This is a genomic window from Pseudomonas sp. H26/SER47-MNA-CIBAN-0231 (assembly GCF_040310465.1).
In the GTDB taxonomy this organism is placed as follows: Bacteria; Pseudomonadota; Gammaproteobacteria; order Pseudomonadales; family Pseudomonadaceae; genus Aquipseudomonas; species Aquipseudomonas atacamensis.
Genome location: NZ_JBEOPW010000027.1, coordinates 14,681 through 36,855, shown reverse-complemented (window position 1 = coordinate 36,855; position 22,175 = coordinate 14,681). Strand labels below are relative to the sequence as shown.

General features: G+C 60.1%; 20 protein-coding genes. 1 reads left to right on the top strand and 19 read right to left on the bottom strand.

Annotated features, from left to right (window positions below; translation table 11 throughout):
* Positions 1 to 12: 12 nt before the first annotated feature.
* From hldE to AAEZ10_RS26050, 3 genes are all read right to left on the bottom strand, one after another.
* Entirely contained in the window at positions 13 to 1,434 is a 1,422-nt protein-coding gene (gene hldE / locus AAEZ10_RS26060; protein WP_016771983.1) for a bifunctional D-glycero-beta-D-manno-heptose-7-phosphate kinase/D-glycero-beta-D-manno-heptose 1-phosphate adenylyltransferase HldE, read from the bottom strand.
* 99 nt (positions 1,435 to 1,533) lie between these two features.
* Positions 1,534 to 3,339: a lipid A export permease/ATP-binding protein MsbA gene (msbA, locus tag AAEZ10_RS26055; protein ID WP_016771984.1), complete on the bottom strand. Its 1,806-nt coding sequence runs from the start codon at positions 3,337 to 3,339 to the stop codon at positions 1,534 to 1,536.
* A 15-nt stretch (positions 3,340 to 3,354) separates the two neighbouring features.
* Positions 3,355 to 4,527 carry an O-antigen ligase family protein gene (locus AAEZ10_RS26050; RefSeq protein WP_110644880.1) on the bottom strand — a complete coding sequence of 391 codons (1,173 nt, stop codon included), beginning with the start codon at positions 4,525 to 4,527 and terminating at the stop codon, positions 3,355 to 3,357.
* A gap of 150 nt (positions 4,528 to 4,677) precedes the next feature.
* On the opposite strand from AAEZ10_RS26050, the gene AAEZ10_RS26045 reads away from it, so the two are divergent.
* On the top strand, positions 4,678 to 5,244 hold the full coding sequence (locus tag AAEZ10_RS26045) for a lipopolysaccharide kinase InaA family protein (protein WP_224787295.1): 567 nt from the start codon (positions 4,678 to 4,680) through the stop codon (positions 5,242 to 5,244).
* On the opposite strand, the gene AAEZ10_RS26040 is transcribed toward AAEZ10_RS26045, so the two are convergent.
* The 16 genes from AAEZ10_RS26040 to waaF form a co-directional block, all read right to left on the bottom strand.
* Positions 5,239 to 6,333 (bottom strand): glycosyltransferase, encoded by a 1,095-nt coding sequence (locus tag AAEZ10_RS26040; RefSeq protein WP_122705053.1) that lies wholly within the window; start codon positions 6,331 to 6,333, stop codon positions 5,239 to 5,241. The genes AAEZ10_RS26045 and AAEZ10_RS26040 overlap by 6 nt on opposite strands.
* 54 nt (positions 6,334 to 6,387) lie before the next feature.
* Entirely contained in the window at positions 6,388 to 7,149 is a 762-nt protein-coding gene (locus AAEZ10_RS26035) for a hypothetical protein (RefSeq protein WP_024011332.1), read from the bottom strand.
* A gap of 54 nt (positions 7,150 to 7,203) precedes the next feature.
* Positions 7,204 to 8,160: a glycosyltransferase gene (locus AAEZ10_RS26030; RefSeq protein WP_073471651.1), complete on the bottom strand. Its 957-nt coding sequence runs from the start codon at positions 8,158 to 8,160 to the stop codon at positions 7,204 to 7,206.
* 81 nt (positions 8,161 to 8,241) lie between these two features.
* Entirely contained in the window at positions 8,242 to 9,642 is a 1,401-nt protein-coding gene (locus AAEZ10_RS26025) for a PIG-L deacetylase family protein (protein WP_350571599.1), read from the bottom strand.
* 8 nt (positions 9,643 to 9,650) lie between these two features.
* On the bottom strand, positions 9,651 to 10,547 hold the full coding sequence (locus AAEZ10_RS26020) for an antimicrobial resistance protein Mig-14 (protein ID WP_073471650.1): 897 nt from the start codon (positions 10,545 to 10,547) through the stop codon (positions 9,651 to 9,653).
* Positions 10,547 to 11,677, bottom strand: coding sequence for a glycosyltransferase (locus AAEZ10_RS26015; protein WP_350571591.1), 1,131 nt, complete (start codon positions 11,675 to 11,677; stop codon positions 10,547 to 10,549). The genes AAEZ10_RS26020 and AAEZ10_RS26015 overlap by 1 nt, the downstream gene beginning before the upstream one ends.
* Positions 11,661 to 13,418: a carbamoyltransferase family protein gene (locus AAEZ10_RS26010; RefSeq protein WP_007967355.1), complete on the bottom strand. Its 1,758-nt coding sequence runs from the start codon at positions 13,416 to 13,418 to the stop codon at positions 11,661 to 11,663. Before AAEZ10_RS26010 ends, AAEZ10_RS26015 begins: the two co-directional genes overlap by 17 nt.
* 225 nt (positions 13,419 to 13,643) lie before the next feature.
* Positions 13,644 to 14,543: a DUF3800 domain-containing protein gene (locus AAEZ10_RS26005; RefSeq protein WP_130899575.1), complete on the bottom strand. Its 900-nt coding sequence runs from the start codon at positions 14,541 to 14,543 to the stop codon at positions 13,644 to 13,646.
* Positions 14,503 to 14,832, bottom strand: coding sequence for a YceK/YidQ family lipoprotein (locus tag AAEZ10_RS26000; protein ID WP_371915143.1), 330 nt, complete (start codon positions 14,830 to 14,832; stop codon positions 14,503 to 14,505). The genes AAEZ10_RS26005 and AAEZ10_RS26000 overlap by 41 nt, the downstream gene beginning before the upstream one ends.
* 180 nt (positions 14,833 to 15,012) lie before the next feature.
* The gene (locus AAEZ10_RS25995) at positions 15,013 to 16,464 is read right to left on the bottom strand and encodes a lipopolysaccharide kinase InaA family protein (protein ID WP_350571588.1); all 1,452 of its coding nucleotides are present in this window, start codon (positions 16,462 to 16,464) and stop codon (positions 15,013 to 15,015) included.
* Positions 16,464 to 17,216 (bottom strand): lipopolysaccharide kinase InaA family protein, encoded by a 753-nt coding sequence (locus AAEZ10_RS25990; RefSeq protein ID WP_350571586.1) that lies wholly within the window; start codon positions 17,214 to 17,216, stop codon positions 16,464 to 16,466. Before AAEZ10_RS25990 ends, AAEZ10_RS25995 begins: the two co-directional genes overlap by 1 nt.
* Positions 17,213 to 17,947, bottom strand: a complete 735-nt coding sequence (locus AAEZ10_RS25985; protein ID WP_110644873.1) for a lipopolysaccharide kinase InaA family protein — start codon at positions 17,945 to 17,947, stop codon at positions 17,213 to 17,215. Before AAEZ10_RS25985 ends, AAEZ10_RS25990 begins: the two co-directional genes overlap by 4 nt.
* On the bottom strand, positions 17,947 to 18,753 hold the full coding sequence (rfaP, locus tag AAEZ10_RS25980; protein ID WP_339100662.1) for a lipopolysaccharide core heptose(I) kinase RfaP: 807 nt from the start codon (positions 18,751 to 18,753) through the stop codon (positions 17,947 to 17,949). The genes AAEZ10_RS25985 and rfaP overlap by 1 nt, the downstream gene beginning before the upstream one ends.
* A complete protein-coding gene (locus tag AAEZ10_RS25975; protein ID WP_339100663.1) occupies positions 18,753 to 19,874 on the bottom strand; it encodes a glycosyltransferase family 4 protein in 1,122 nt (373 codons plus the stop codon). Before AAEZ10_RS25975 ends, rfaP begins: the two co-directional genes overlap by 1 nt.
* Complete coding sequence (rfaC, locus tag AAEZ10_RS25970) at positions 19,874 to 20,935, bottom strand: lipopolysaccharide heptosyltransferase RfaC (protein ID WP_110644870.1); 1,062 nt, start codon at positions 20,933 to 20,935, stop codon at positions 19,874 to 19,876. The genes AAEZ10_RS25975 and rfaC overlap by 1 nt, the downstream gene beginning before the upstream one ends.
* A 1-nt stretch (position 20,936) precedes the next feature.
* Positions 20,937 to 21,971: a lipopolysaccharide heptosyltransferase II gene (gene waaF, locus AAEZ10_RS25965; RefSeq protein ID WP_016772002.1), complete on the bottom strand. Its 1,035-nt coding sequence runs from the start codon at positions 21,969 to 21,971 to the stop codon at positions 20,937 to 20,939.
* Positions 21,972 to 22,175: the final 204 nt, after the last annotated feature.

Below are 22,175 nucleotides of genomic sequence, written 5' to 3'. Positions count from 1 at the left end.
GATCTTTTGATCTTATTGGCCGCGGATCTTTTCCACGATCGCTGTGGTCGAGCTGTTTTCCACCAGACCCAAAACTTTCACGGTGCCGCCGTAAGCGGTAACGATATCAGCGCCGACCACCTGATCGATACCATAATCGCCGCCCTTGACCAGCACATCCGGCTTGACCTCGCGCAGCAGGTTTTCCGGCGTGCCTTCAGAAAAGCTGATCACCCAGTCCACCGCGCCGAGACCGGCGAGTACCGCCATGCGTCGGTCAACGCTGTTGATCGGCCGGCCCGGGCCTTTCAAGCGGCTGACCGAGGCGTCATCGTTGACCGCGACGATCAGACGATCGCCTTGAGCGCGGGCCTGCTCCAGATAGGTCACGTGGCCGGCATGGAGGATGTCGAAGCAGCCATTGGTGAAGACAATCCGCTCGTTGTGCGCACGGGCATCGTCAACCGCCAGCAGTAGTTGCTCAAGACCCAGCACACCTCGCTCCGAACCTTCTTCGCGCTGAATGGCGCGGCGCAGTTCCGGGGCGCTGATCGCTGCGGTACCCAACTTGCCGACGACGATGCCTGCTGCCAGATTGGCCAGCGCCACGGCGTGCGGCAGTTCTTCGCCTGCGGCAATGGCCGCGGCCAGGGTGGAAATCACCGTATCGCCGGCACCGGTCACGTCGAACACTTCGCGGGCGCGGGCCGGCAGATGCAGAGCCGGATGATCCGGGCGCAACAAGGTCATGCCGTGTTCGCCGCGGGTCACCAGCAGTGCGCCGAGGTCGAGGTCCTGCATCAGGACGGCACCCTTGCTCACCAGTTCGTGCTCATCAGCGCAACCACCGACGATGGTTTCGAACTCGCTGAGGTTCGGCGTGATCAGGCTGGCACCGCGGTAGATCGAAAAATCCTTGCCCTTGGGATCGGCCAGCACCGGAATGCCTTTGGCACGGGCGGCCTGGATCAGCGTCTGATGATTCTTCAGCGCACCTTTGCCGTAATCCGACAGCACCAGCACCTTGATGCCTTCCAGCAGTTCGTCGACCTGCGCGGCCAGTGCCAGCGCATCGGTGGCGAACACCTCTTCGAAATCGATACGCAGCAGTTGCTGGTGCCGGCTCATGACCCGCAGCTTGACGATGGTAGGTTGATGGGCGATGCGCTGGAACAAGGCGCGCACTCCGGCGCCCTTGAGACTGTTGCTCAGGCTGTCGGCGGCTTCGTCATCGCCGGTCACGCCCACCAGCGATGCCGGCGCGCCCAGCGCGGCAATGTTCAGCGCCACGTTGGCGGCACCGCCCGGGCGATCTTCGATCTGCTCGACCTTGACCACCGGCACCGGTGCCTCAGGGGAAATCCGTGAGGTTCCGCCATGCCAGTAACGGTCGAGCATGACATCGCCGACCACCAAGACAGGGGCTTGATCGAATCGCGGCATCGACAATTTCATGGAGCAACCCACATACAAAATGAACAGGGGCGCGATATTAACAGGATCGCGCGCGCCGGGAATACACGAGGGTGAGGCTGGCCCACCCTCATCTGCAGATCAGGCAATGTCTTCAGCCGGGGCATCCAGCCCCATCGCATGCAGCCGCGCGTAATAGCCATTGTGAGCAAGCAATTGGGCATGAGTGCCGCGTTCGACGATCTCGCCCTGATCCATGACGAGGATCAGATCGGCCTTCTCGATGGTCGACAAACGGTGGGCAATCACCAGCGTGGTGCGGCCTTTCATGACATGGTCGAGTGCTGCCTGAATGTGCCGCTCGGACTCGGTATCAAGGGCCGAAGTCGCCTCGTCGAGGATCAGCAGCGGGGCGTTTTTCAGCAAGGCCCGGGCAATCGCCAGACGCTGACGCTGTCCGCCAGACAACAACACACCGTTCTCGCCCACCTGGGTATCCAGGCCCTGAGGCATTTGCGCGATGAAGTCCATGGCAAATGCATCCCTGGCCGCTTTCTCGATATCTTCGCGAGGCGCGCCTGCAAGATCGCCGTAAGCGATGTTGTTGGCGATGGTGTCGTTGAACAGCGTCACGTGCTGGGTCACTTGCGCTACATGGCGGCGCAGATTGCGCAGGCGATAATCTTCGATCTCGACATCATCGAGCAGAATTTCGCCAGTCTCGTGGTGATAGAAGCGCGGAATGAGACTGGCCAGCGTCGACTTGCCGCTGCCGGAACGCCCGACCAGTGCGATCATCTGACCTGGTGACGCGGTGAAGCTGATGTTTTTCAGCACTTCCCGTTCGGTGCCCGGGTAAGTGAAGCTGAGGTTGTTCACCGCCAGGTGGCCACTGACCCGATCACGCTCGATCGTGCCGGTATCGATTTCCGGTTCAACGTCGAGTTGCTCGAAAATGCTTTCAGCACCGGCCACGCCTTTCTGAATGGTCGAGCTGACTTCGGACAATTGCCGGATCGGCTTCGGCAGCAAACCTGCTGCCGTGATGTACGCGACCAGATCACCGGCCGTTGCATCACCGCGCAGGAACAACACCAGGAACATCAGCACGGCCATGGCGGTGTAGATCACCAGCTGCAGCATCGGCGTATACACCGCGCCGGTCTTGGTCATGCGCAACTGTTTGTCGGTGTTGCTCTGACTGGCCGCCGCAAAACGCTGCTGCTCATAAGCCTCGCCACCAAAACTGCGCACGACCCGATAGCCTTGAATGGTTTCGGAGGCGACATGGGTGACATCGCCCATTGCCACTTGAATCTTCTTGCTCTGCTTGCGAAATTTCTTGCTGGTGTTGCCGACCATGAACGCGATCACAGGCAGGATCGCCAGCATCACCAAGGTCAGCTTCCAGTTCATCCACAGCAGATAGGCGAACAGGAAAACCACGGTCAGGCCTTCGCGGATCACCACTTTGATGGCATCCGTGGCGGCGCCGGTGACCATGGTCACGTTGAAGGTGATGCGCGAGATCAGATGACCCGAGTTATGGGTATCGAAATAGCGATTGGGCAGTACCAACAGCTTGTTGAACAGTTCGATACGCAGGTCATGCACCAGCCCCAACGAAACCCTCGCCAGGTAATAGTTGCCGAGAAACGAGCCGAGGCCTTGCCACGCTGCGATCAGGATGATCAGCAACGGCACAGCCATCAGCAATTGCACGTCTCGCAGATAGGGAACGTTGGGGAAGAGCACCGCTTCAGGGTTGCTCAGGCCATCGACAAAATACTTGAGAATCCCGGCCAGCATTGGTTGCGTGGAAGCAAAGATCACGAAGCCCACGATACTCAGCAGGAAAAGACCGATATAGGGTTTTACGTACCCCAACAGCCGAAAGTAGATTTTCAGGCTGGATTCCTGTTCCGCTTTGGGCGGTGCGTCAGTCATCGTAGAGCTCACTGGTTAAGAAGAACGCGAAATTTTATCACAAGCGCCGCCATTGGCCCGCGCCCATACCAAAACGCTGGCAAGCCCCAAGGGCAGCCAGCTGATGAACCACTCGGCGCGCGGGGTGCCGGTGAGGCTGGCAGCGTCGAACTGCATCGCCAATGTCGAGAACAGCCAGATACCGATAACACCGCGGGCATACAGCGTTTCCCGAACTTTCCACGCCTGGAAAATCACGCCGAACCAGACGGCAGACCATAACAGCAGTCCCGGCAGACCCAGCACGATCGCGACATGGGTGAACAGGTTGTGGGCGTGATCGAAGGTCATTCCAGACCAGAGCACCCGATAGTCCCCACCCAGACCCAGCCCGCCCCAGGGGTGCTTGGCGATCATATCCAGAGAAGCCATCAGAATCTGCGGACGATACGAGACCCCGCGCGCCAGCACCAACGGCTCGAACAGCCACAGCGCCGCAATCGCCACCACCAGTGCCACGGCTGCGACGATTCGGCTGTGCCGGTCACGGCACCAGATCGGCATGGCCAGGATGGTCAGAAACAGCGCCAACGCCGCACCGCGGCTCTGACTCATCAGGACAAAAACAACCAGCACCGTCAACGCCAGTGCCCAGATCCCTTGCCGCATCAAATCACGCGGCGCCCACAGGGCCAGCCACACGGCCGCGAGGCCGATGACATAGCCGCCGAGGATCGGATGCGCCAGTTCACCCAGACCTTCCACCCGCGCAGACCAGGCGTTGCCGTCAATGACGTAGAACCTGACAATCGCCACCAGCGCCGTCACCGCCAATCCCAGCCCGCCCCACTGCATCAGGCGAATCAACCGCTCGGGGCGTCCGCTGGCAAACACCGGAAAAAACAGCAGGAACACCACGATGTACAACAGACGCTTGGCCTCGCGACCCGTTTCCGGTGCGTTTGTCCATGCCAGACTGATCAGCGACCAGACCAGCAATCCGAGCAACGGCAGGTAGATCCAGCGTTGCTCGTAAAGCACTTCCCTGACGCGATGCCGCGCAGGCCAGCCCAGCAATAGCGCCGGCAACCAGACGAGAGCGACCAGCCCCTGCTGGTAAACCTTGTTGGTGGGCGCTACGGCAATGGCCAGTAAAAACCACAAGAGCCCCGTCGCCATCCATAGTTGCGCCCAGCGTGTTTCCTGCATCAATCTGCTCCTGACAAGGGTTCGCCCATGCGACGCGGCATGGTTAAAATCGAAACTTTTCGGCATCATTGCCCGCTACTACACCCCGCACTTTCGACAAGGCTTCCTACGATGCGATGCTCCCGGCTCTCACAAGCCGCTCTAGACCAAATGATCGACGCTGCCAAAGTTCTGGAAGCGGACAGCTATGGGCCGAAAGTCTACCTGCTGCAGGATGGGAAAATTCTCAAACTGTTTCGTCGCAAAAGGTTTTTTTCATCCGCCTTGTTTCGCCCCTACTCGAAGCGATTCATCGACAATGCCGTCGAGCTGCACAAACTCGGCGTGCCGACCTTGCAGATCCTGCAGTTCTTTCGCCTTGAGAAACCAGGCATGACCGCCGTGCTGTATGAGCCTCTGCCAGGGCAAACGCTGCGCCAGATCGCCGCAAAACAAGGTTTCAACTGGACTCAGGCATTGCCGGATCTGGCCGAGCTGATACGCAGCCTGCACCGCTCGGGCATCTATTTCCGCTCCCTGCATCTTGGCAACATCGTGGTCACGCCAGACAACCGCATGGGCCTGATCGATGTTGCCGACATGCGCTTTACCCGCGGACCGTTGCCTAAGCGCTTGATCAAACGCAACCTGCAACATTTCGCCCGCTATATTGCGCGAGAAAAGCTGAACGACAGCTTTCCGATGCAGGCACTTGAGCGCGCGGTCTTGTCGTCATGAAAACAATGCGCGGGCAGCCTGGCTGAAGCTCGACCAGGCCTCGTCCGGTGCAAGCATCCGGTACTGCTCGGCATTGATCGCTTGAGATGAAGCACTGAAGGCGCGGTCGATGGCCTCGGCCCAGGCTTTTGTGTCATTGACCGGGGCATACCAGCCGGCGCTGCCCAGCTGTTCGCTGAACACCTCCAGATCGCTGCACAGCACCGGTACGCCGGCCATCACCGCTTCCTGCATGACCAGACCCAGGCCCTCCTCCAGGGAAGGGATGGCCACCCAGTCGAACGCACGATAAAGCTGAGCTGCTTCGTTCAGATGGCCGGTCAGCAAGACCTTCTCGTGCAAGCCAAGCGCGTCGATGCGCTGCTCCAGCGCCGCGCGTTTGGAGCCTTCGCCAACAATGACTAGGCGCAAGTCCGGGCGGGTGTCGAGTGCTGCGGCAAAGGCATCCAGCAGATAGCCGAAACCTTTTTCCGAGACCAGCCGCCCTACGGCGCCCAATACTGGCGCATCGCCTTGCGGCAAACCCAACCGTGTCCGGGCTTGCTCGCGGGTGAACAGGTCAGCGCGAAACGCCTCAGGATCGAACGCACTTCGCAGCGCGGTGACAGGCATCTGCAGATCGCGGGCCAGTGAATCGGCAAGGGTGCTGGAAACGGCAACCAATGTCAGTCGGGACGCAGGGATTGCCTGGAATAGAGCCTGGTCGCCGGCATTCAAACGCGCCGAACCGTGGAAGATCACTACCGCGCGGATATGCGGCAGTTTCTTGAGGACCGGTAACAACGTGCGTGCGACACCCATGCCGTCCAGCAGCAGCAATCGAGCGTCACTGTCCACGAGCGCCTGGCGAAACCTCGCCCGCATCACGGGTTTGGCCAAACGCCAGAAATGCCGGCCCTTCAGGCGGGCTGACGATAACTGCCACTCCCGGACCTCACCGACATCCACGCCGCACTCGGCTCCCTGCCCCTGGAGGAGCCAGGTCTTGACCACCGCCGACGGCGCAGCCTGAGAGAGTATCTGCTGATGCACTTTATGGATTGATGCGAACGGAGCGCCACCGGCCCACATGATATTGAGAATATTCATAGGGCAGAAAGCCGTTGCACGGATTTGCGGGGACAAGCTGCGCGGTACTCGAACTCAGTTGATGAACCAGCCAATGCAGACTCCCAGCAACAGAAACAAGGCAAATTTGATCTGTTCGCGGCGATTGCGGCGCGCTTTGCGTTCACGCTCGACATCCGTTTGCACATGCAGACCGAAACCGGTGTGCATGACCGCGTCTGCCTCGAGTATCAAGGCGTCCCTGTTCAGTTGTGAGTAGCGCTGTGACAAGGCCTTCTCGCCACCATGGCCGGCGAAAGGCGCACACAACCGATAGTCCTCGAGTCGACGCAACCCAGGGTTCAGCGAGAACCCCTGCCACTCCGGCTTGTCGGAAATCAGCGGATAACACGCAACGCCATCGACAATCTCGCGCGCGCCCAAATGGATGTAAGGACTGTGAACCCGCAGATCGTGATTATAGCTGCGCAACCAGATCTGCAGAATTTCCGGCCGGGCCTGCAGAACGGTCATCGAGTCTTCCACGAACCCTGGACGGTAGAACTCCCAGTCGTCTTCGCAATGAAAGATATAGGGTGTGCTGACCTGCCCGTAGGCCAGGTCGATCGATGCCAACTGGCCCAGCTTCGGACGATTGACGAAGATCGTGCAATGCTCTTTCCAGTGGGCAGGCAGAATCCCGGCAACGCCTTCGTCGCCGGCATCTTCGGTGATGAACACTTCACGAATGGGTGCCGTGTTGTACCGGTCGAAGCTATCGAGAGTGGCCTTGAGCAGATCGAGTCGACCGCAGCTGGTAACCACCAATGTAATCTGGCTTTCTTTGGAAAATTGCACCGAAATCTCGTTAATCAGAAGTCGCCAGCAATATCACTGGCTATATGACACTTGTCAAATGCCCACTTTCAGGCGGATTTTTTCCAGCAGACTCAGCGGCGCCCGCTCACGCAACGGCGGCTCCAGCTCTTCAACGATGCGCTGACCGATCCGCGCGAAGCTGAACTGCTCCACCGCCAGCTCGCGACCGTTGTCAGCGATGCGTTGCGCCAGTTGCGGATCCTCGCGCAGCGTGGCCAGCTTTTCCTGCAACTGCGCGATCGTCTGATAGAACACCACGTTGTGCATGTCCTGCAAACCCAGCGCCGCAGCTTCGGCGGCGCCTTGATCATAGGCCAGCAGGACGCAGCCGCAAGCCATGGCTTCGAAGTTCTTGATCATGAACTCGCCCATGCCCACGTCCGCGCTGACAAAAAAGCGGATACGGTTGAGCGTTTCCAGGTATTCAGCCCCGGACTTGGTCCGCGTCACCAGCAGCGGCTCGACCTGGCCCAATTCATCCAGCAGTGCCTTGCGGCCGCTGTAGGCCACACTGTTGGTACTGCCGACGAAGGCAAGTTCGATATCCCTCTCGCGCCTCTGGTCCTGCAATTGCGTCTGATCGTAGCCCTTGGGCACGAACACGGCGTCGAAGCCCTCCGAGCGCAGGCGCTCGGCCACCACGAAACCGGAACTGATCACGCGTGCCCACGGCAACCGGCGATAGTGCGCACTGAACTTGCCGGTGTACTTGCAGGGAATGTAATTCTGATAGGCGTCGTGCTCCAGAATCACCAGATTGGGGATGGCGCGAATAAATCCGACCTGACGGATCTCCTGCTTGAAGCGCAAGAAAAACACGATGCGGTCATAGCGGGAAACGTCTACTTCGCGGCGAAAGTATCGACGCAGATTGCGCTGCTCGTCACCGCTCAAGCAGCGCAGATCGCACTCACAATGGGCGGCGACACCCTCGTACAACCGATCGAGAATGGCCCGTTGATCTTTCTGCACCAGAAATAGAACTTTCATTGTCTTCCTTGCCGCAACAGCAACCCGAGCAAACCTGAACATGCCCGCCCGCAAGAAAGTCTTGCGCGGGCGCCTGTGTCGTTACAAACGCCAGAACAGTTCATGTCGCCGAACCGCCTTGCGGAAAAATTCGTTTTCGCCATAAAGCGAACCGGAGCGCCCAGCCAGCAATCGCTGCAGGCTGCGACGCAAGCGACGCTTGAACGGCGCAGGCGGCTGCAAGTCATGCATCATGCCCAGGGCCATGGCTTTGTCACGCTGCTGCTCTGCGGACAACGCCAGGCATACAGGCTGCACCGGCACGCCAGCATCAAAGGCTGGCGGCAGAGCCACGCCTTCACCACTATTACCCATCGGCCACCGGTCGTTATCGTGCAGGTGGTTGGCATAACCGAGCAGCGTCGGCTGCCAGTCCAGATCTTTCAACACTTCAAGCACAGCCTGCTGCGCGCAGATGTGGTCAGGATGCGGGTCGAGCGCCGGATGCGGCAGCACGATGACGTCCGGACGAGCGCGCAGCATCGTTTCGCGCAGATCGGCCAGCAGATTGTTCCAGGTCGGCGCGCCATCGGCGTCCCCCGGGAGCACAAATGGATTGAATTGACGGAACAGGCGGGTATCGCTCAAGTCCGCTTCGCGCGAGCCCACCGGTTGATTCGGGTTGTCACGCATCGCGGCCAGTTGCAGGCAGAAATAGCCCAACTGCACGCAGCGTTCCTGGGGGACACCGGCCCATTGCGGCACGGTGAGGCTGTCCCAGGCGCGCAAACGGCCCTTCAGCCGCGCGGCGTCGACCTTGCTCATGCCCATCTGCTGATAGTGTTCAGCCTCGATTTCACCAGCAGTCAGGGTAACGATCCAGGCTTCATCGGCCTGACTGTACAAGCCGAACGCCGCCAGCTCCGCATCGTCGGCGTGAGGGGCAATGACCATGACCCGCTGGCGACGATAATCAGCGTGTTCCAGCGCCCACAGTACCGGCTCGCCCGACACTCGACAGAAACGGCCGCGCAGACGCAACACTCCTTCGGACAACGCTTGCGCCTGACCGCTGAGGTTCAGATAGCGCAGGCCGCCGACACCGCGCTCAAAGGTTTGCACGTCAGGATTGGCGCCGCCCGATAACGCGATACAAGGATCGAGAAAGCGCCCCAGCCAGGTGCTTTTGACCCGCACCGCCAGGATCAGCGTAGCGTCATCGGCCAGCATCACACCTTCATCCAGACGCAACTGCTCGCCGTGCAGATGAACCTTCGGCTGCGGCGTATAGGGCGGGAAGCTGTACTGATAATCGTCGCTCGGGGCGTAGAACAGATGATCGGCAAACCACGCTTCATGGGCGATCCAGCCGCCGATCAGCAACACCGGCGCCAGCCACCAGGCGACCAGCACGCTTAGCGCGATGATTGCGGCCAGCGCGACCAACATAGCCACGCGCTTGTTGCGTCGATGGCGCTTGAGCAATTGCTGTTTGCGGCTCATGGTCTGGCTCATACGGTGAACACCGGCACAGGGTTGCACCAGCGGTCCTTGTACTCACGGTCAGCGCGCCCGAATGAAAAACGCAGCGGCTTGCCGAGTGCCCGTGCGTGTTCCCAGGCGCTTTGCGTATTGAGAAAGCTCAGCACGCTGCCGGGGCTGAACTCGCGGGTTTCGGGATCCACGCCGCCATTCACATATTCGACACTGATCCATTCCGGCGCCTCGACGCGGTAGACCAGTTGAATCGCAATCGGCGCATCGTTGAGGAAAATGACCGAGCCGATCAACAGCTCGCGCAGCAACTCGATGACCTCGGCCATGCGCGCCGCGCCGGTGGCCGGAAAACCCCAGCGGCGCTGGAACAGATCGCAATACATCGCGGCCAGCTCGACGCTGGAGAACTCGCTGACCGCTCGCACCACACCGCCCGCTTCTTCCAGCAGGCGCAATTCGCGACGCTGGTTATAGCGGAATTTTTTCGACAATTCTTCCGGCGTGCGGGCCATAGCCAGCTGTTCTGCCTGCAACTTCAGGCCACTGAAACGGCTTTCGTTGAGCGCCGACAAATAGCGCGCCCGATGACGCAGCGGTGCCTGAGCATCGACGGCGGCAGGCAGAATCAGCTCGGCATTGCCGAGGTCGAACAGGCCTTTCTTGCCGTTGCGTTTGAGCACGTCCTTGGACAGAGCCAGGTCGCGCCCCCAGGTAGCGATGGCGGCTTTAACCTCGCCCTGCGGCTGCCAGGCCAGATAACGCACCGGGATCCCGGCCAGGTCCGCCAGGCGCTCGATGACCAGCGGATGCGTCGCGACACTGCCGCCATAACGTTGCCAGGCAGTGGCGTAGGTCGAGGCGTCAACGGGCGACCAGCCACGTTCGCGCCAGCCTTGAAATCGGTTGAGCATCAGCCCCTCGTTGCCAGATCGGTAACTGGCGGCAGGCGCCAGAAGGTCTCGCGCACTGCACGGTCGGAGAAATGCTCATGCAGTCGCTCGAGCATCATCTGTGCACATTGACGACGCTGCGGCGCATCCATCGCGGCCAGGTGTTGCAGCCCTTGAGCCAGATGTTCGGCATCGCCGAGTGGAAACAGAATGCCCACCCCCTCCACCACTTCCTTCGCCCCGCCGCATGCGGTGGCCAGCAACGGTAAGCCGGCGGCCATGGCCTCCAGCAGCACCATGCCGAACGGCTCGTGATCGGAGCTCAGGGCAAATACATCGAAGGCGCGAAAGTAGTTGCGCGCATCAGGCACCTGACCGAGAAACAGCACTCGATCGGCAATCCCCAGCTCGCGCGCCAGCGCCTTGAGATCCTGCTCCAGACGACCGCTGCCGAGAATGGCCAGCTGACTGTTGTCCGGCAGGCCTGGCAGCGCCTGGGCAAACCCGCGCAGCAACGTGGCCTGATCCTTGTCCGGGTGCAGGCGGCCGACGTTGCCGACGATCCAGGCATCCGGCGACAGCCCGAGGATCTGCCGCGCCTCTTCGGCCGGTACTTGACGGGCTTGCAGTGCAGGCACATCGATACGGTTGTACAATGTCTGAATTCGGCTTGCCGGCCACTTCGGCAGGCAGCGCCGCATGTCGTCGCGCACCGCATCCGACACTCCGAGCAGGCTCAGGCGCTTGCGGAAAATATGTGCGAATAGCTTACGCGTGCCACGCTGGTAATCGCCGAATGCGTGGTGCACACCAATCACTGGCAGCGAGGTGCCGAGCAAGGCGATATAGATCGGCTTGAAGCGATGGGCGATGCAAAGACTGAAATTGCGTGAGGCGACGATCTTGCGCAGATCGCCGATAGCCCCCAGTTTCAGGCCCCGAATGGCCTTGGAACTGTACTCCATGAACAACACTTCATCGGAAGCGCACGCTGCGGCCACCTCGCTATCGGCGGCCCCGGTCAGAAACACCGTGGTCACCCGATAGCCGGTGCCGGCAAACAGGCTGGCGTACTGCCGCGCGCAGTCCAGGAACGGCCCGTCATAGCCGTGACAGAACTGCAGCACATGGCGTTCAGCCGAGCGAGTCATAAGCGTTGGCGCCCTCTTTGACCACCAGAATGTCTTCCATGATCAGGTACTGCAGATCCGAGCCGAAAAACATGTTCAGCGCGTCGGTCGGCGAGCAGATCATCGGCTCGCCACGACGGTTGAGCGAAGTGTTCAGCGACACGCCGTTACCGGTGAGGTTTTCCAGCGCCTTCATCATGTCGTAGTAGCGCGGGTTGTATTCGCGCTTGAGCACTTGGGCCCGGGAAGTACCGTCTTCATGGACAACTTCCGGCACGCGGGTTTTCCATTCTTCGGCGACTTCGAAGGTGAAAGTCATGAATGGTGCCGGGTGGTCGATCTTGATCATCTGCGGCGCGACGGTGTCGAGCATCGACGGGCAGAAAGGCCTCCAGCGCTCGCGGAACTTGATCTGGTGATTGATGCGGTCGGCGACACCGGCCACGCTCGGGCACCCGATGATCGAACGACCACCCAATGCGCGCGGACCGAACTCCATGCGGCCTTGGAACCAGGCGACCGGGTTGCCATCGACCATGATTTTGGCGATCTGCTCGGGCATGTTGTCGAGCTTGCGCCAGGTCGGCTTGTTCTCGTGACGGGCGCAGGCGGCAATCACGTCCTCGTTGCTGTACGACGGACCAAGGTAGACGTGTTCCATCTTCTCGACCGGCACGCCACGGGCGTGCGACACGTAAGCGGCAGCGCCGACCGCGGTGCCGGCATCGCCGGACGCAGGCTGTACGAACAGCTCTTTGATGTCGTCGCGGGCGATGATTTTCTGGTTCAGCTTGACGTTCAACGCACAGCCACCGGCGAAAGCCAGTTTGCCGGTTTCCTTGAGCACGTCGCCCAGGTAGTAGTCGATCATCTGCAACGCCAGCTTCTCGAACAGCGCTTGCATGCTCGCGGCGTAGTGGATGTAAGGCTCATCAGCGATGTCGCCTTCGCGCTTCGGACCCAGCCACTCGATCAGCTTCGGCGAGAAGTAGAAGCCTTTGCCCTTCTCTTTATAGCGACGCAGGCCGATGACGTTGGCGTAGTCGGTATTGATCACCAGTTCGCCATTCTCGAACGAGGCCAGACGCGAGAAATCATACTTGCTGGCGTCGCCGTACGGCGCCATGCCCATGACCTTGAATTCGCCGTCGAGCATCTCGAAACCGAGGAATTCAGTGATCGCACCGTACAAACCACCGAGGGAATCCGGGTCGAAGAATTCCTTGATCTTGTGGATCTTCCCGTTTTCGCCGTAACCGAAGAAGGTCGTGGCGTATTCACCCTTGCCGTCGATGCCGAGAATCGCGGTTTTCTCTTTGAAACCCGAGCAGTGATAGGCGCTGGAGGCGTGAGCCAAGTGATGTTCGACCGGCTCGATCTTGATTTTCTTCGGATCAAAGCCCAGTTGCTCGAGGCACCAGACGATCTTGTTGCGATAGCGCTTGTAGCGACGGTTGCCCATCAGGATGGCATCGAGTGCGCGATCAGGGGCATACCAGTAGCGCTTGGCGTAGTGCCAGCGGGCCTTGCCGAACAGGCTGATCGGAGCGAAAGGAATCGCCACCACATCAACGTCGGAAGGTTTGATGCCGGCCTGCTCGAGGCAGAATTTCGCCGATTCGTAGGGCATGCGGTTCTTTGCATGTTTATCGCGTACGAAGCGCTCTTCCTCAGCCGCCGCGACCAGCTTGCCGTCGATGTACAACGCTGCGGAAGGATCATGGCTAAGGGCGCCGGACAGGCCAAGAATCGTCAATGCCACAGGGGTCTAGCCTCTTTAGTCTGCATGCAGGCGCGATGCGCCTTGAAAATTGATGTGCCCTCGCACAGGGCGAGTGGCAGCTAAAGGGCGGGATTATAGCGTAAAAGCGCCCGCAAGCCTCTAGCAGGAACAGGCAGTCGCCACGTTGACAGGGTTTGGACGTCGCAATAGACTCCAACTCAAATGGACTGGGGGATCCCGGTCGGCGCTAATGCCTCGGTGAGATCACCGGGGCTTTTCGCTTTTTGGAGGCGGGAAAATCTTCAAGCCCCAATTTTCGAAACCTTCTCCAGCGTTTATGCGCCCACCGCTGCAATAAAACTTGCGTTTGAGCACTTCGAAAGCGCGATTTTCCTGACCCGCCCTCAAAACACTCATACCAATGGGTCTCGCAACAAGATCAGCCAGTTGTAAGCCGGTGGAATTGACCTGCTTTGTGGCGAAGACTATTTCGAACGGCAGTTGCACGCCCATTCGATTGGCACCACCGCACATTCTGCGAAACTCTAGCTCCAACTCGTTATCTTCCCGCTTTCCTCGGCGTTCAAAAATCACATGTGTTGATGCGCGGTGCTGACCCTTCTCAGATAAAAAATCGTACAAAGTTTCAAGACAGAAGCCGAGCGCCAGATGATACGGATTCTCTAGAGAACCCTGCTTCTCGCAGAGTGGAGCCTTATCGATAACACAGCTGATCAAAACAAAATTGCTGGCCTCAATGATGCTGGTCAATTCGGCAAGAAACGCATGCTTGTGCGCCTTTGAGGTAAACAAACTAGAGAAAGCACCTTTTTCTTTTCTAATCTCAAGCTCATGCAGCCCGATCAGATCATGTCCCATGTGATTGAATTTGAACTTCTGAACGGCTGGGATGACCTTTTCGCAATAGTGGCGCTTATGAAACACACAAAAGGCGAGTACGAAAATCGGATAGTAAGGATCCAACCGCTGCATTCCGTGATCACCGCTTTCATCAACATAAATGACGAAGTCACTGTATCTCGCGTCGGCGTGCTGAGGCTCTACGCCTTCAAGAACCTCGCGCACCTCGCCCCGATTTTCAAAACGAGAAAACTGCACAACGTCACCCGCGATTGGGACGCCAATAGATACTGAGATTGCCATCCTCGATTTGCCGGTAAATCGTATAGGGCAAGGAAACGGTATCGAACACGGCGGATAGAGGAAGATCAAGCAACACAAACGGCGCCAGCATTCCCGTAGGATCAGGCGGCGCATTCAGCGTGCAGAAATCGAAGGCCAGGCCACTGTAGATGCGCGGAATCGATTGGCAGTAGGTCTTCTTTTTGCGCAGGTCACGGGCAGCATCGGCGTCGCCCTGTAAAACGGTCGAGACACTGCCACAGCCTGAGAGCACCACAGAAATTACGCCCAGCATCAGAATTTTTTTCATGCTCAAGATTCGCCCTCCGAGATCGTCAGGCAAATTAGCATCGAGCCCGAGCAGGGCACAGTTCATGGCTTCTGGAGAAGTTGTAGGACAGATCGCTGTATTTTGTCCGCTACTGCCCACAGACTCCGTTTCGCAGTGGACCCGGTCCTTTGCAAGAACGAGTCTGCTTGTGAGAAGGAATCACCCTGCGCTGGAGACTTCTTTCGGCAACCGCTGATCAATGACTTGGTATAACGCGCTACTTTCAGGCCAGTTGCGCATGAACCGCGCGCGATCGCGGGCGTAGGCCGGGGCAAAACTGCCGACCGATGCGTGCTGACGCATCGAGTCGAGATCGATCAGCGCCCAGCGATCCGTCTGCCAGAACAGGTTGTGGCCCTTGAAGTCGCCATGACTGATGCGCTCGGCGATCAATCGGGCAAACAATTGATCAAGCGCCAGCAACTCGGCTTCCGGTGCTTGGCCATTTTCCACGTACGGCGCAAAGCGCTCGATGACGTCCGGCCCGGGCAGGTATTCGGTGACCAGATAGGCACTGCGGCGCAGCCACAAAAAACGCTTTTCCAGTACCGCCAGCGGTTTCGGCGTGGCAATGCCAAGGAACGCCAGGCGATTGCCTTCACGCCACGAATGCCAGGCCCGGCTCGGGCGCCAGAAGCGTTTGAGCCAATGGGCAAAATTCTTGATGTTGTAGCGCTTGATAACCAGAGCCCGCCCGGCCACTTCGACTTTGCCGACGCTGGCCGCGCCGCCGGTCTTGTACAGGTGCCCCTGATCAAGCAAGGCGTCAGCCTGCTCAAGCACCGGCAGCATGACCGCTTCTTCTTCACGGCGAACGGCGCGCAGGGCAAATGCGCCGCGCTGCACGGCGAACAACGTGCAGTCGCGGCCAACCTTGATCAGGTAATCCCTGAGTCGCCAGTTGCGCACCTTGTCGATCTGTTTTTGCAACGCCTCCAGCGGCAACGCATGCTCGCTGTTGCTCAGCAGGTAATACACCAGCAGTTCTTCGGTGAACGGTTCGAGTGATTTTGGCAACTGGGCGAAAAACACGCCGAGATTTTCCAGCACTTTCTGCCGGGACAAGGGCTGCCCCGCCGTTTCCGCACGAACGCCGGCGCCATCGATCAGGTACAACTGACCGCCGTGGCGCAGCAGATTGTCCAGATGCAAGTCTTCCTGCCAGAGCCCTTTGCCGTGCAGCCGACCGATAGCATCCAGTGCTTCGGCCAGAACAGCGGTCTGCTCATCGGCCAGCGCCGGCAGAGACTCGACCTCGGCCCAGGCATCACCGAGGCTCTCGGAACCCTCGAGAAATTCGAACAGCAGCCAGCCACCCTCGCCGTCCTTCAGCCCATCGGCCAATAACAGCGGCGTGGTCATACCCTGCGCAGCGAGCAAGCGCACGCCTTGCAGCTCACGCTGAAAATGCCGCGCAGCTTTGCTGCCGACCAATAACTTGGCCAGCACCGGCCGACCGCGCCAGACACCTGCGCCAACGTAACGCTGCCCGGGCAACACCCGCAGCAGACTCAGCAACTGCAAATCCGCCGCGCCGGCAGCGTCCGCCAGGGTCACGGTCAGCGGCAGTGTGGGTGCGCGCCCGGAGCGGGCCAGCTCAGACAATTGCATCAACGGGTCTCCTTGTGGCTGCGCCGCGCTGTCAGTCGGCTCAGCCAGCTGTCGAGCAGCGAGCTGTCAGTCGGCTGATCGAGATAAGCCGCGAGCAATTGGCGCAAGTCGGCCTCGCTCCACTGCGGCGCGCGACGTTGCAACGGTTCCAGATCCTTGACCCGATCACGCATGCCGAACAGCAGCGGCCGGGTTTTCTCCAGATCGATCAGTTGCGCCTCATAGCCGTCGCCGGTGGCGCGCAGGAAAATATGTTTGGGATAGAAACAGCCATGCACCTGACGCGCGCCGTGCAGCCGCCGCGCCAACAGCCCGCAAGCGGTGAGAACGGCCGAATGCTGCGCGGCACTGAGCTGCGTCCAGCGCGCCAGCAACAAATCCAGGTCGCTCCAGCCATCCAGGGCGCGGGTGAGCAGAATGGCGCGCACTTCCCCGGCGACCTTGCGCTCACCGAAAAATGCCGCCTGCAATGCCGGTATGCCCAACTTGCGATAACGGCTGATGTTGCGAAATTCGCGAGCAAAGCTCGGTTCGCCAAACGGCGCCTGCAAGGTCCGCGTCAGGTAATTGCTCTGTCGCTTGAGGTAATAGCCCTGGCCTTCAAGATCCAGGCGGAACACGCTGCTCCAGCCGCCACCGGCAGTGTTGGGCTCATCCACAGCTTCAAGCTGTTTGGCCCACAGTGCGTCGAAATTGCCGAGACCGTGGCGCTCCAGCAGTGCGCGGTCCTGTTCGGCAAGAAAATCAGTCATTCGCGCCCCTCAAAAAATCTCACCACGTGGCGAATCCGTTTCTTGTCGGCGACATCGAGCCGATCACACTGGCGATACTGCTTGTAGAAGCGCAGGCGCTGGGTGTTGGACAGGTGATATTTGGCCAGTTTGTCGAGACAGGCGAGGTCCTTGGTGATCCGGTACTTGAGCCAGAAGCCACGCCAGAATTCGCCGTTGGGGCAGTCGATGAGGAAAATGCGCGCCTGATCGTCGATCAGCAGGTTGCGCCATTTCAAATCGTTATGCGTAAACCGATGGTCGTGCATGGTCCGGGTGTAGCCAGCCAGTTGCCGGCTGACACCGTCGACCCAAGCGCGATCCTTGAGCCTGGGATCCTTGCGCTCGGCGAGCGCCGAAAGGTCTTCGGTATTGGGCAGCTCACGGGTGATCATCGCGCCCCGATCGTAGGCCGCGCCGCGCCGCTCCAGCCCCCAGGCCACCACCTCGGCCGTGGGGATGCCCCACTTGGCGAAGCGCTTGAGGTTCTGCCATTCCATTTTTACCCGCGGCTTGCCGAGGTAACGGCGCAGGCCCTTACCGGCGCCGACGTAGCGTTTGACGTAATAATTGACCCCGTCGCGCTGCACCCGAACCACCTCCGACAGCGGATCGCGGGTCAGGCGTTCGCCCTGCAAGGCAAACACCGCTTCGAGGCTGCCGAAATCTTCCGCGAGTTCGCCGTACTGCGGCTCAAGTGTCCAGCCCGCCATCAGAGCGCATCCCCGTAACGCTGTTTGCGCGCGTAGAGTTTGTCGGCCTTGCCTTGCAGCCAGCTCAGCAGTGGTGCTTCCTCCGCCAGAATCTGCCGCAGCGGTTGCTGAAAATAGCCTTTGAGGAAACGCAACTTGTCGCGGCGAGTCAGGCCGATGTCCAGCGCGGAGAAGTACAGCGCCGCCAGATCCTTGTTGCGCCAGCGCTGAGTGATTTTCGCGCGGGTTTGGGCACGGTGCAGGTCAATCACCGAGAGTTTGAAATCCTGCGGCGTGACCGGTTTGTCGGTGTGCAGCAGAAAATGGCAAATGTAGCAGTCGCGGTGATTGACCCCGGCGCGGTGCATCATCCCGGTCATCCGCGCGACTTCGGCAATCAATGCGCGCTTGAGTGTTGGCTGCGGCGGCTGCTTGACCCAGTCAATGCTGAAGTCTTCGAGGCTGATGGTCGGCGCCAGCTCTTCGGTGACGATGAACGAATGCTGATCCGCCGGGTTGCGGCCCTTCTCGCCGTAGGCGACGGCGGTCATGGTCGGCACGCCGGCTTCCTGCAGACGCTGAATGGCTTTCCACTCCTGACCCGCGCCGAGCACCGGCAGCTTGGCGGTCAGCAGATTCTTGAAGATTTCGCCCCAGCCGATACCACGGTGAATTTTCACAAAAAACCCGTTGCCGTCGACTTCCGTGCGCAATGTCCGGCGCGCTTCCAGCTCGCGGTACACCTCGCCCTGCAAGCCTTCGACTTCGGCGAACGGGTCGCGTCCCGCCCAAAGGCTTTTGAACGGTTCAGCCAGCATCAACTTCATTAAGCGTGCTCCGCCAGAATCACATCCGCCGCGTGCTGCGGCATGCTGTAGAGGTCGGCCGTCTCGGCGAAGGCCAGACCGTTGCGGCTCCAGGCCGCACGTGCAGCGTCGTTGCTCAACATCTCGGTCAGGTATTGCGTCAGCTGCGCCTGCTCGAACGGCTCGTCGAGCACGCGCCCGGCATCGGCCTCGGCAATGTAATGGGCGTAACCGCAGACCGCGCTGACCAACACCGGCAAACCGGCCACCAGCGCTTCAAGCAGCACGGTGCCAGTGTTTTCGTTGTAGGCCGGGTGAATCAACAGGTCGGCACCGAGCAGGAAACGCGGGATATCGCTGCGCCCTTTGAGGAAGGTCACATTGTCGCCCAGGCCCAGCGTCGCACTCTGCATCTGGAACAATTTGGGGTCATCCTGGCCGATTACAAACAGCCGGGTGCGTTTGCGCAATTCGGCGGGCAACCCGGCTAGCGCTTTGAGACTGCGATCGACACCCTTGGTCTTGAAGCCGGAGCCGATCTGCACCAGCAGCAACTCGTCGTCCTTGAGATTGAATTCAGCGCGGAAACCGGCGCGGATCTCATCGGCATTCGCCGGACGCCGACGATCCTGGGCAATGCCCGGCGGCAGCAGGTGGAAGCGCTCGAGCGGCGTGTCGTAATACTTGATGAACAGCGGCTGCTGCACTTCGGAAATCATCAGCACTTCGGTCTTCGCGTCCTTGGCGAACACCGCGCGCTCGTACTCGGCAAAATGGCGATAGCGACCCCAGCGGCGATACAGCGAGTTGCGCAGGTTCTGCGCCTTGTCTTCAAAGCAGCCGTCGGCGGCGTAGTAGACGTCAAGGCCCGGCATTTTGTTGAAACCGATCAGGCGATCGACCGGACGCTTGGCCAGATCCGCGGCCATCCACGCGCTGAGCTTTTCATTGCGACGATGGTTGAAGAATGCCTTGACCGGCGCCACCAGCACTTCGAAACCGGGCGGCACGTCGCCTTCCCAGATCAGCGTGTAGACGCGAATCTGATGGCCGCGTTTCTGGCATTCGAGGGCGATGCGCATGAAATCGCGCTGCAAGCCACCGAACGGGAAATATTTGTACAGGACAAATGCCAATTGCATCAGCGCAGCTCCTCAGCCATTAACAACGTGCTCAGTCGGCTGGCGACACGCTCGGGGTTCACACGCGTGAAGCACAAAGGCTGCTCGCGTTTCAGGTCAAACTGACGGGCATCCTGCTCGGTCGGTTGATAGGTACATTTTTTCTGCATGCAGGGCGCGCACGGGAAGTCGCTGGCCAGATGAATCTGCAGCTTGCCGTAGGCGCCGGTGAGGCCCGGGTTGGTCGGACCGAACAACGAAATCGTCGGTACATCCAGCGCAGCGGCCAGATGGCCGAGCCCGGTGTCCACCGCCACGCAGGCTTGCGCGCCGGCGAGGACTTTGCCGACGCCGGCCAGATTGAGCTTCGGCAGCACTTCGGCGTGTTTGAAGCCGGCAGCGATGCGTTCGGCGCGGGCCTTTTCCTGCGGGTTGCCCCACGGCAGCTTCACGCCAACGCCGAGGTAGCCGACCCGCTCGGTCAGCTCGCGCCAGTAGATTTCCGGCCAGTGCTTGGTATCCCAAGTGGTGCCGTGGAGGAACACCACGTAGGCGTTCTTACGTGGCAACTCGACCAGTCGCTCGACGTTGAGGCCGTAATCGCCGAGGCCTTTGGGCAAGTCGTAACCCAGAGCGATGGCGAATAACTGGCGTACGCGCTCAACGGCGTGCTGGCCTCGGGCGACAGCGAGTTTACGATCGTAGAAGCGCGCAGCCATCGGCTCGCGCGCGGAAGTTTTATCGAGGCCGGCCACCGGGGCTTTGACGTAGCGGGTCAGCCAGGCACTTTTCAGCAGGCCTTGAGCGTCGATCACCAGATCGTATTTATTGGCGCGCACGCTTTGCTTGAAGCGTTTCCACTCGCCGCTGGTGATGGTTTTCCACAGATTCTTGCGCCAGCGGCGGATCGCCACCGGAATCACTTTATCGACCGCCGGATGCCAGCTCGGGATCTCGGCGAAACCCTCTTCCACCACCCAGTCGAACTTGATGCCCGGGATCGCCCGTGCGGCGTCGGTCAGCGCTGGCAACGCGTGAATCACGTCGCCCAGCGATGAAGTCTTGATCAGCAATACCCGCAAGTTAATGAACCTCGACCACGGAGCCCTGCAACTTCTGCAAGGCATCGTTGACCGCGTCCGGCATCAGCTGGCGCAGGCAGTTGTAATGGCCGAACCGGCAAGTTCGATCGAAGCACGGGCTGCATTCGATGCCCAGGCGCACGATCTCGACCTGCTCGGCCAGCGGCGGGGTGAAGCCCGGCGAGGTCGAGCCGTACACCGCGACCAGCGGACGATTCAATGCCGCAGCGACGTGCATCAGGCCGGAATCGTTGGATACAACCGAATCAGCACAGGACAGCAGGTCGATGGCCTCGGCCAGCGAGGTGCCGCCGCTGAGGTTGACCGATTCTTCGCGCAGGCCCGGGATCAGCCGGGCGCGAATGTCTTCGCCGACCGCGTGATCGTTTTTCGAGCCGAACAGCCACACCTGCCAGCCTTCGCGGATGCGCGCTTCGGCGACCTTGGCGTAGTGCTCGGACGGCCAGCGCTTGGATTCGCCGAACTCGGCGCCGGGGCACAAAGCCAGGACCGGGCGATCGAGAGTCAGGCCGAATTTGGCCAGTGCCGCTTCGCGGGTCACCGGGTCGATTTGCAGACTCGGGCGCGGGTACGGCTTCGGCAGCTCGGCGTTCGCTTCATAGGCCAGCGCCATGAAACGTTCGATCATCAGCGGGTAGCGTTGCTTGTCGAGAGTGCGCACGTCGTTGAGCAGGCCATAGCGGAACTCGCCGCGCCAGCCAGTGCGTTTCGGGATGCCGGCAAAAAACGGCACCAGTGCCGATTTCAGCGAGTTGGGCAGCAGGATCGCCTGATCGTACTGACCGCGCAGGGACTTGCCGATGCGTCGGCGCGTCGCCAGTTCCAGCGCGCCGTGGCCGAGCGGGAAGCTCAAGGCCTTGCGCACTTCGGGCATGCGCTCGAGGATCGGCCGGCTCCACTCGGGCGCCAGCACGTCGATTGCGCATTGCGGGTGGCGTTGCTTGAGACACTGAAACAGTGTCTGCGCCATCACCATGTCACCGACCCAACTGGGCCCAACGATCAGAATATTCATGTGGTTTCCAAAAACGAACCGGGGAGGCATTTACGCCTCCCCGCCTCGATAATTCTACAAACACTGTAGATCTACTGTGGGAGCGGGCTTGCCCGCGATGGGGTCTTCACATTCAACATTATTGTCGTCTGATACTCCGCTATCGCTGGCAAGCCAGCTCCCACAGGGTTTTGCATCTGTTTCAACATCTGCATTTCAGCGCAG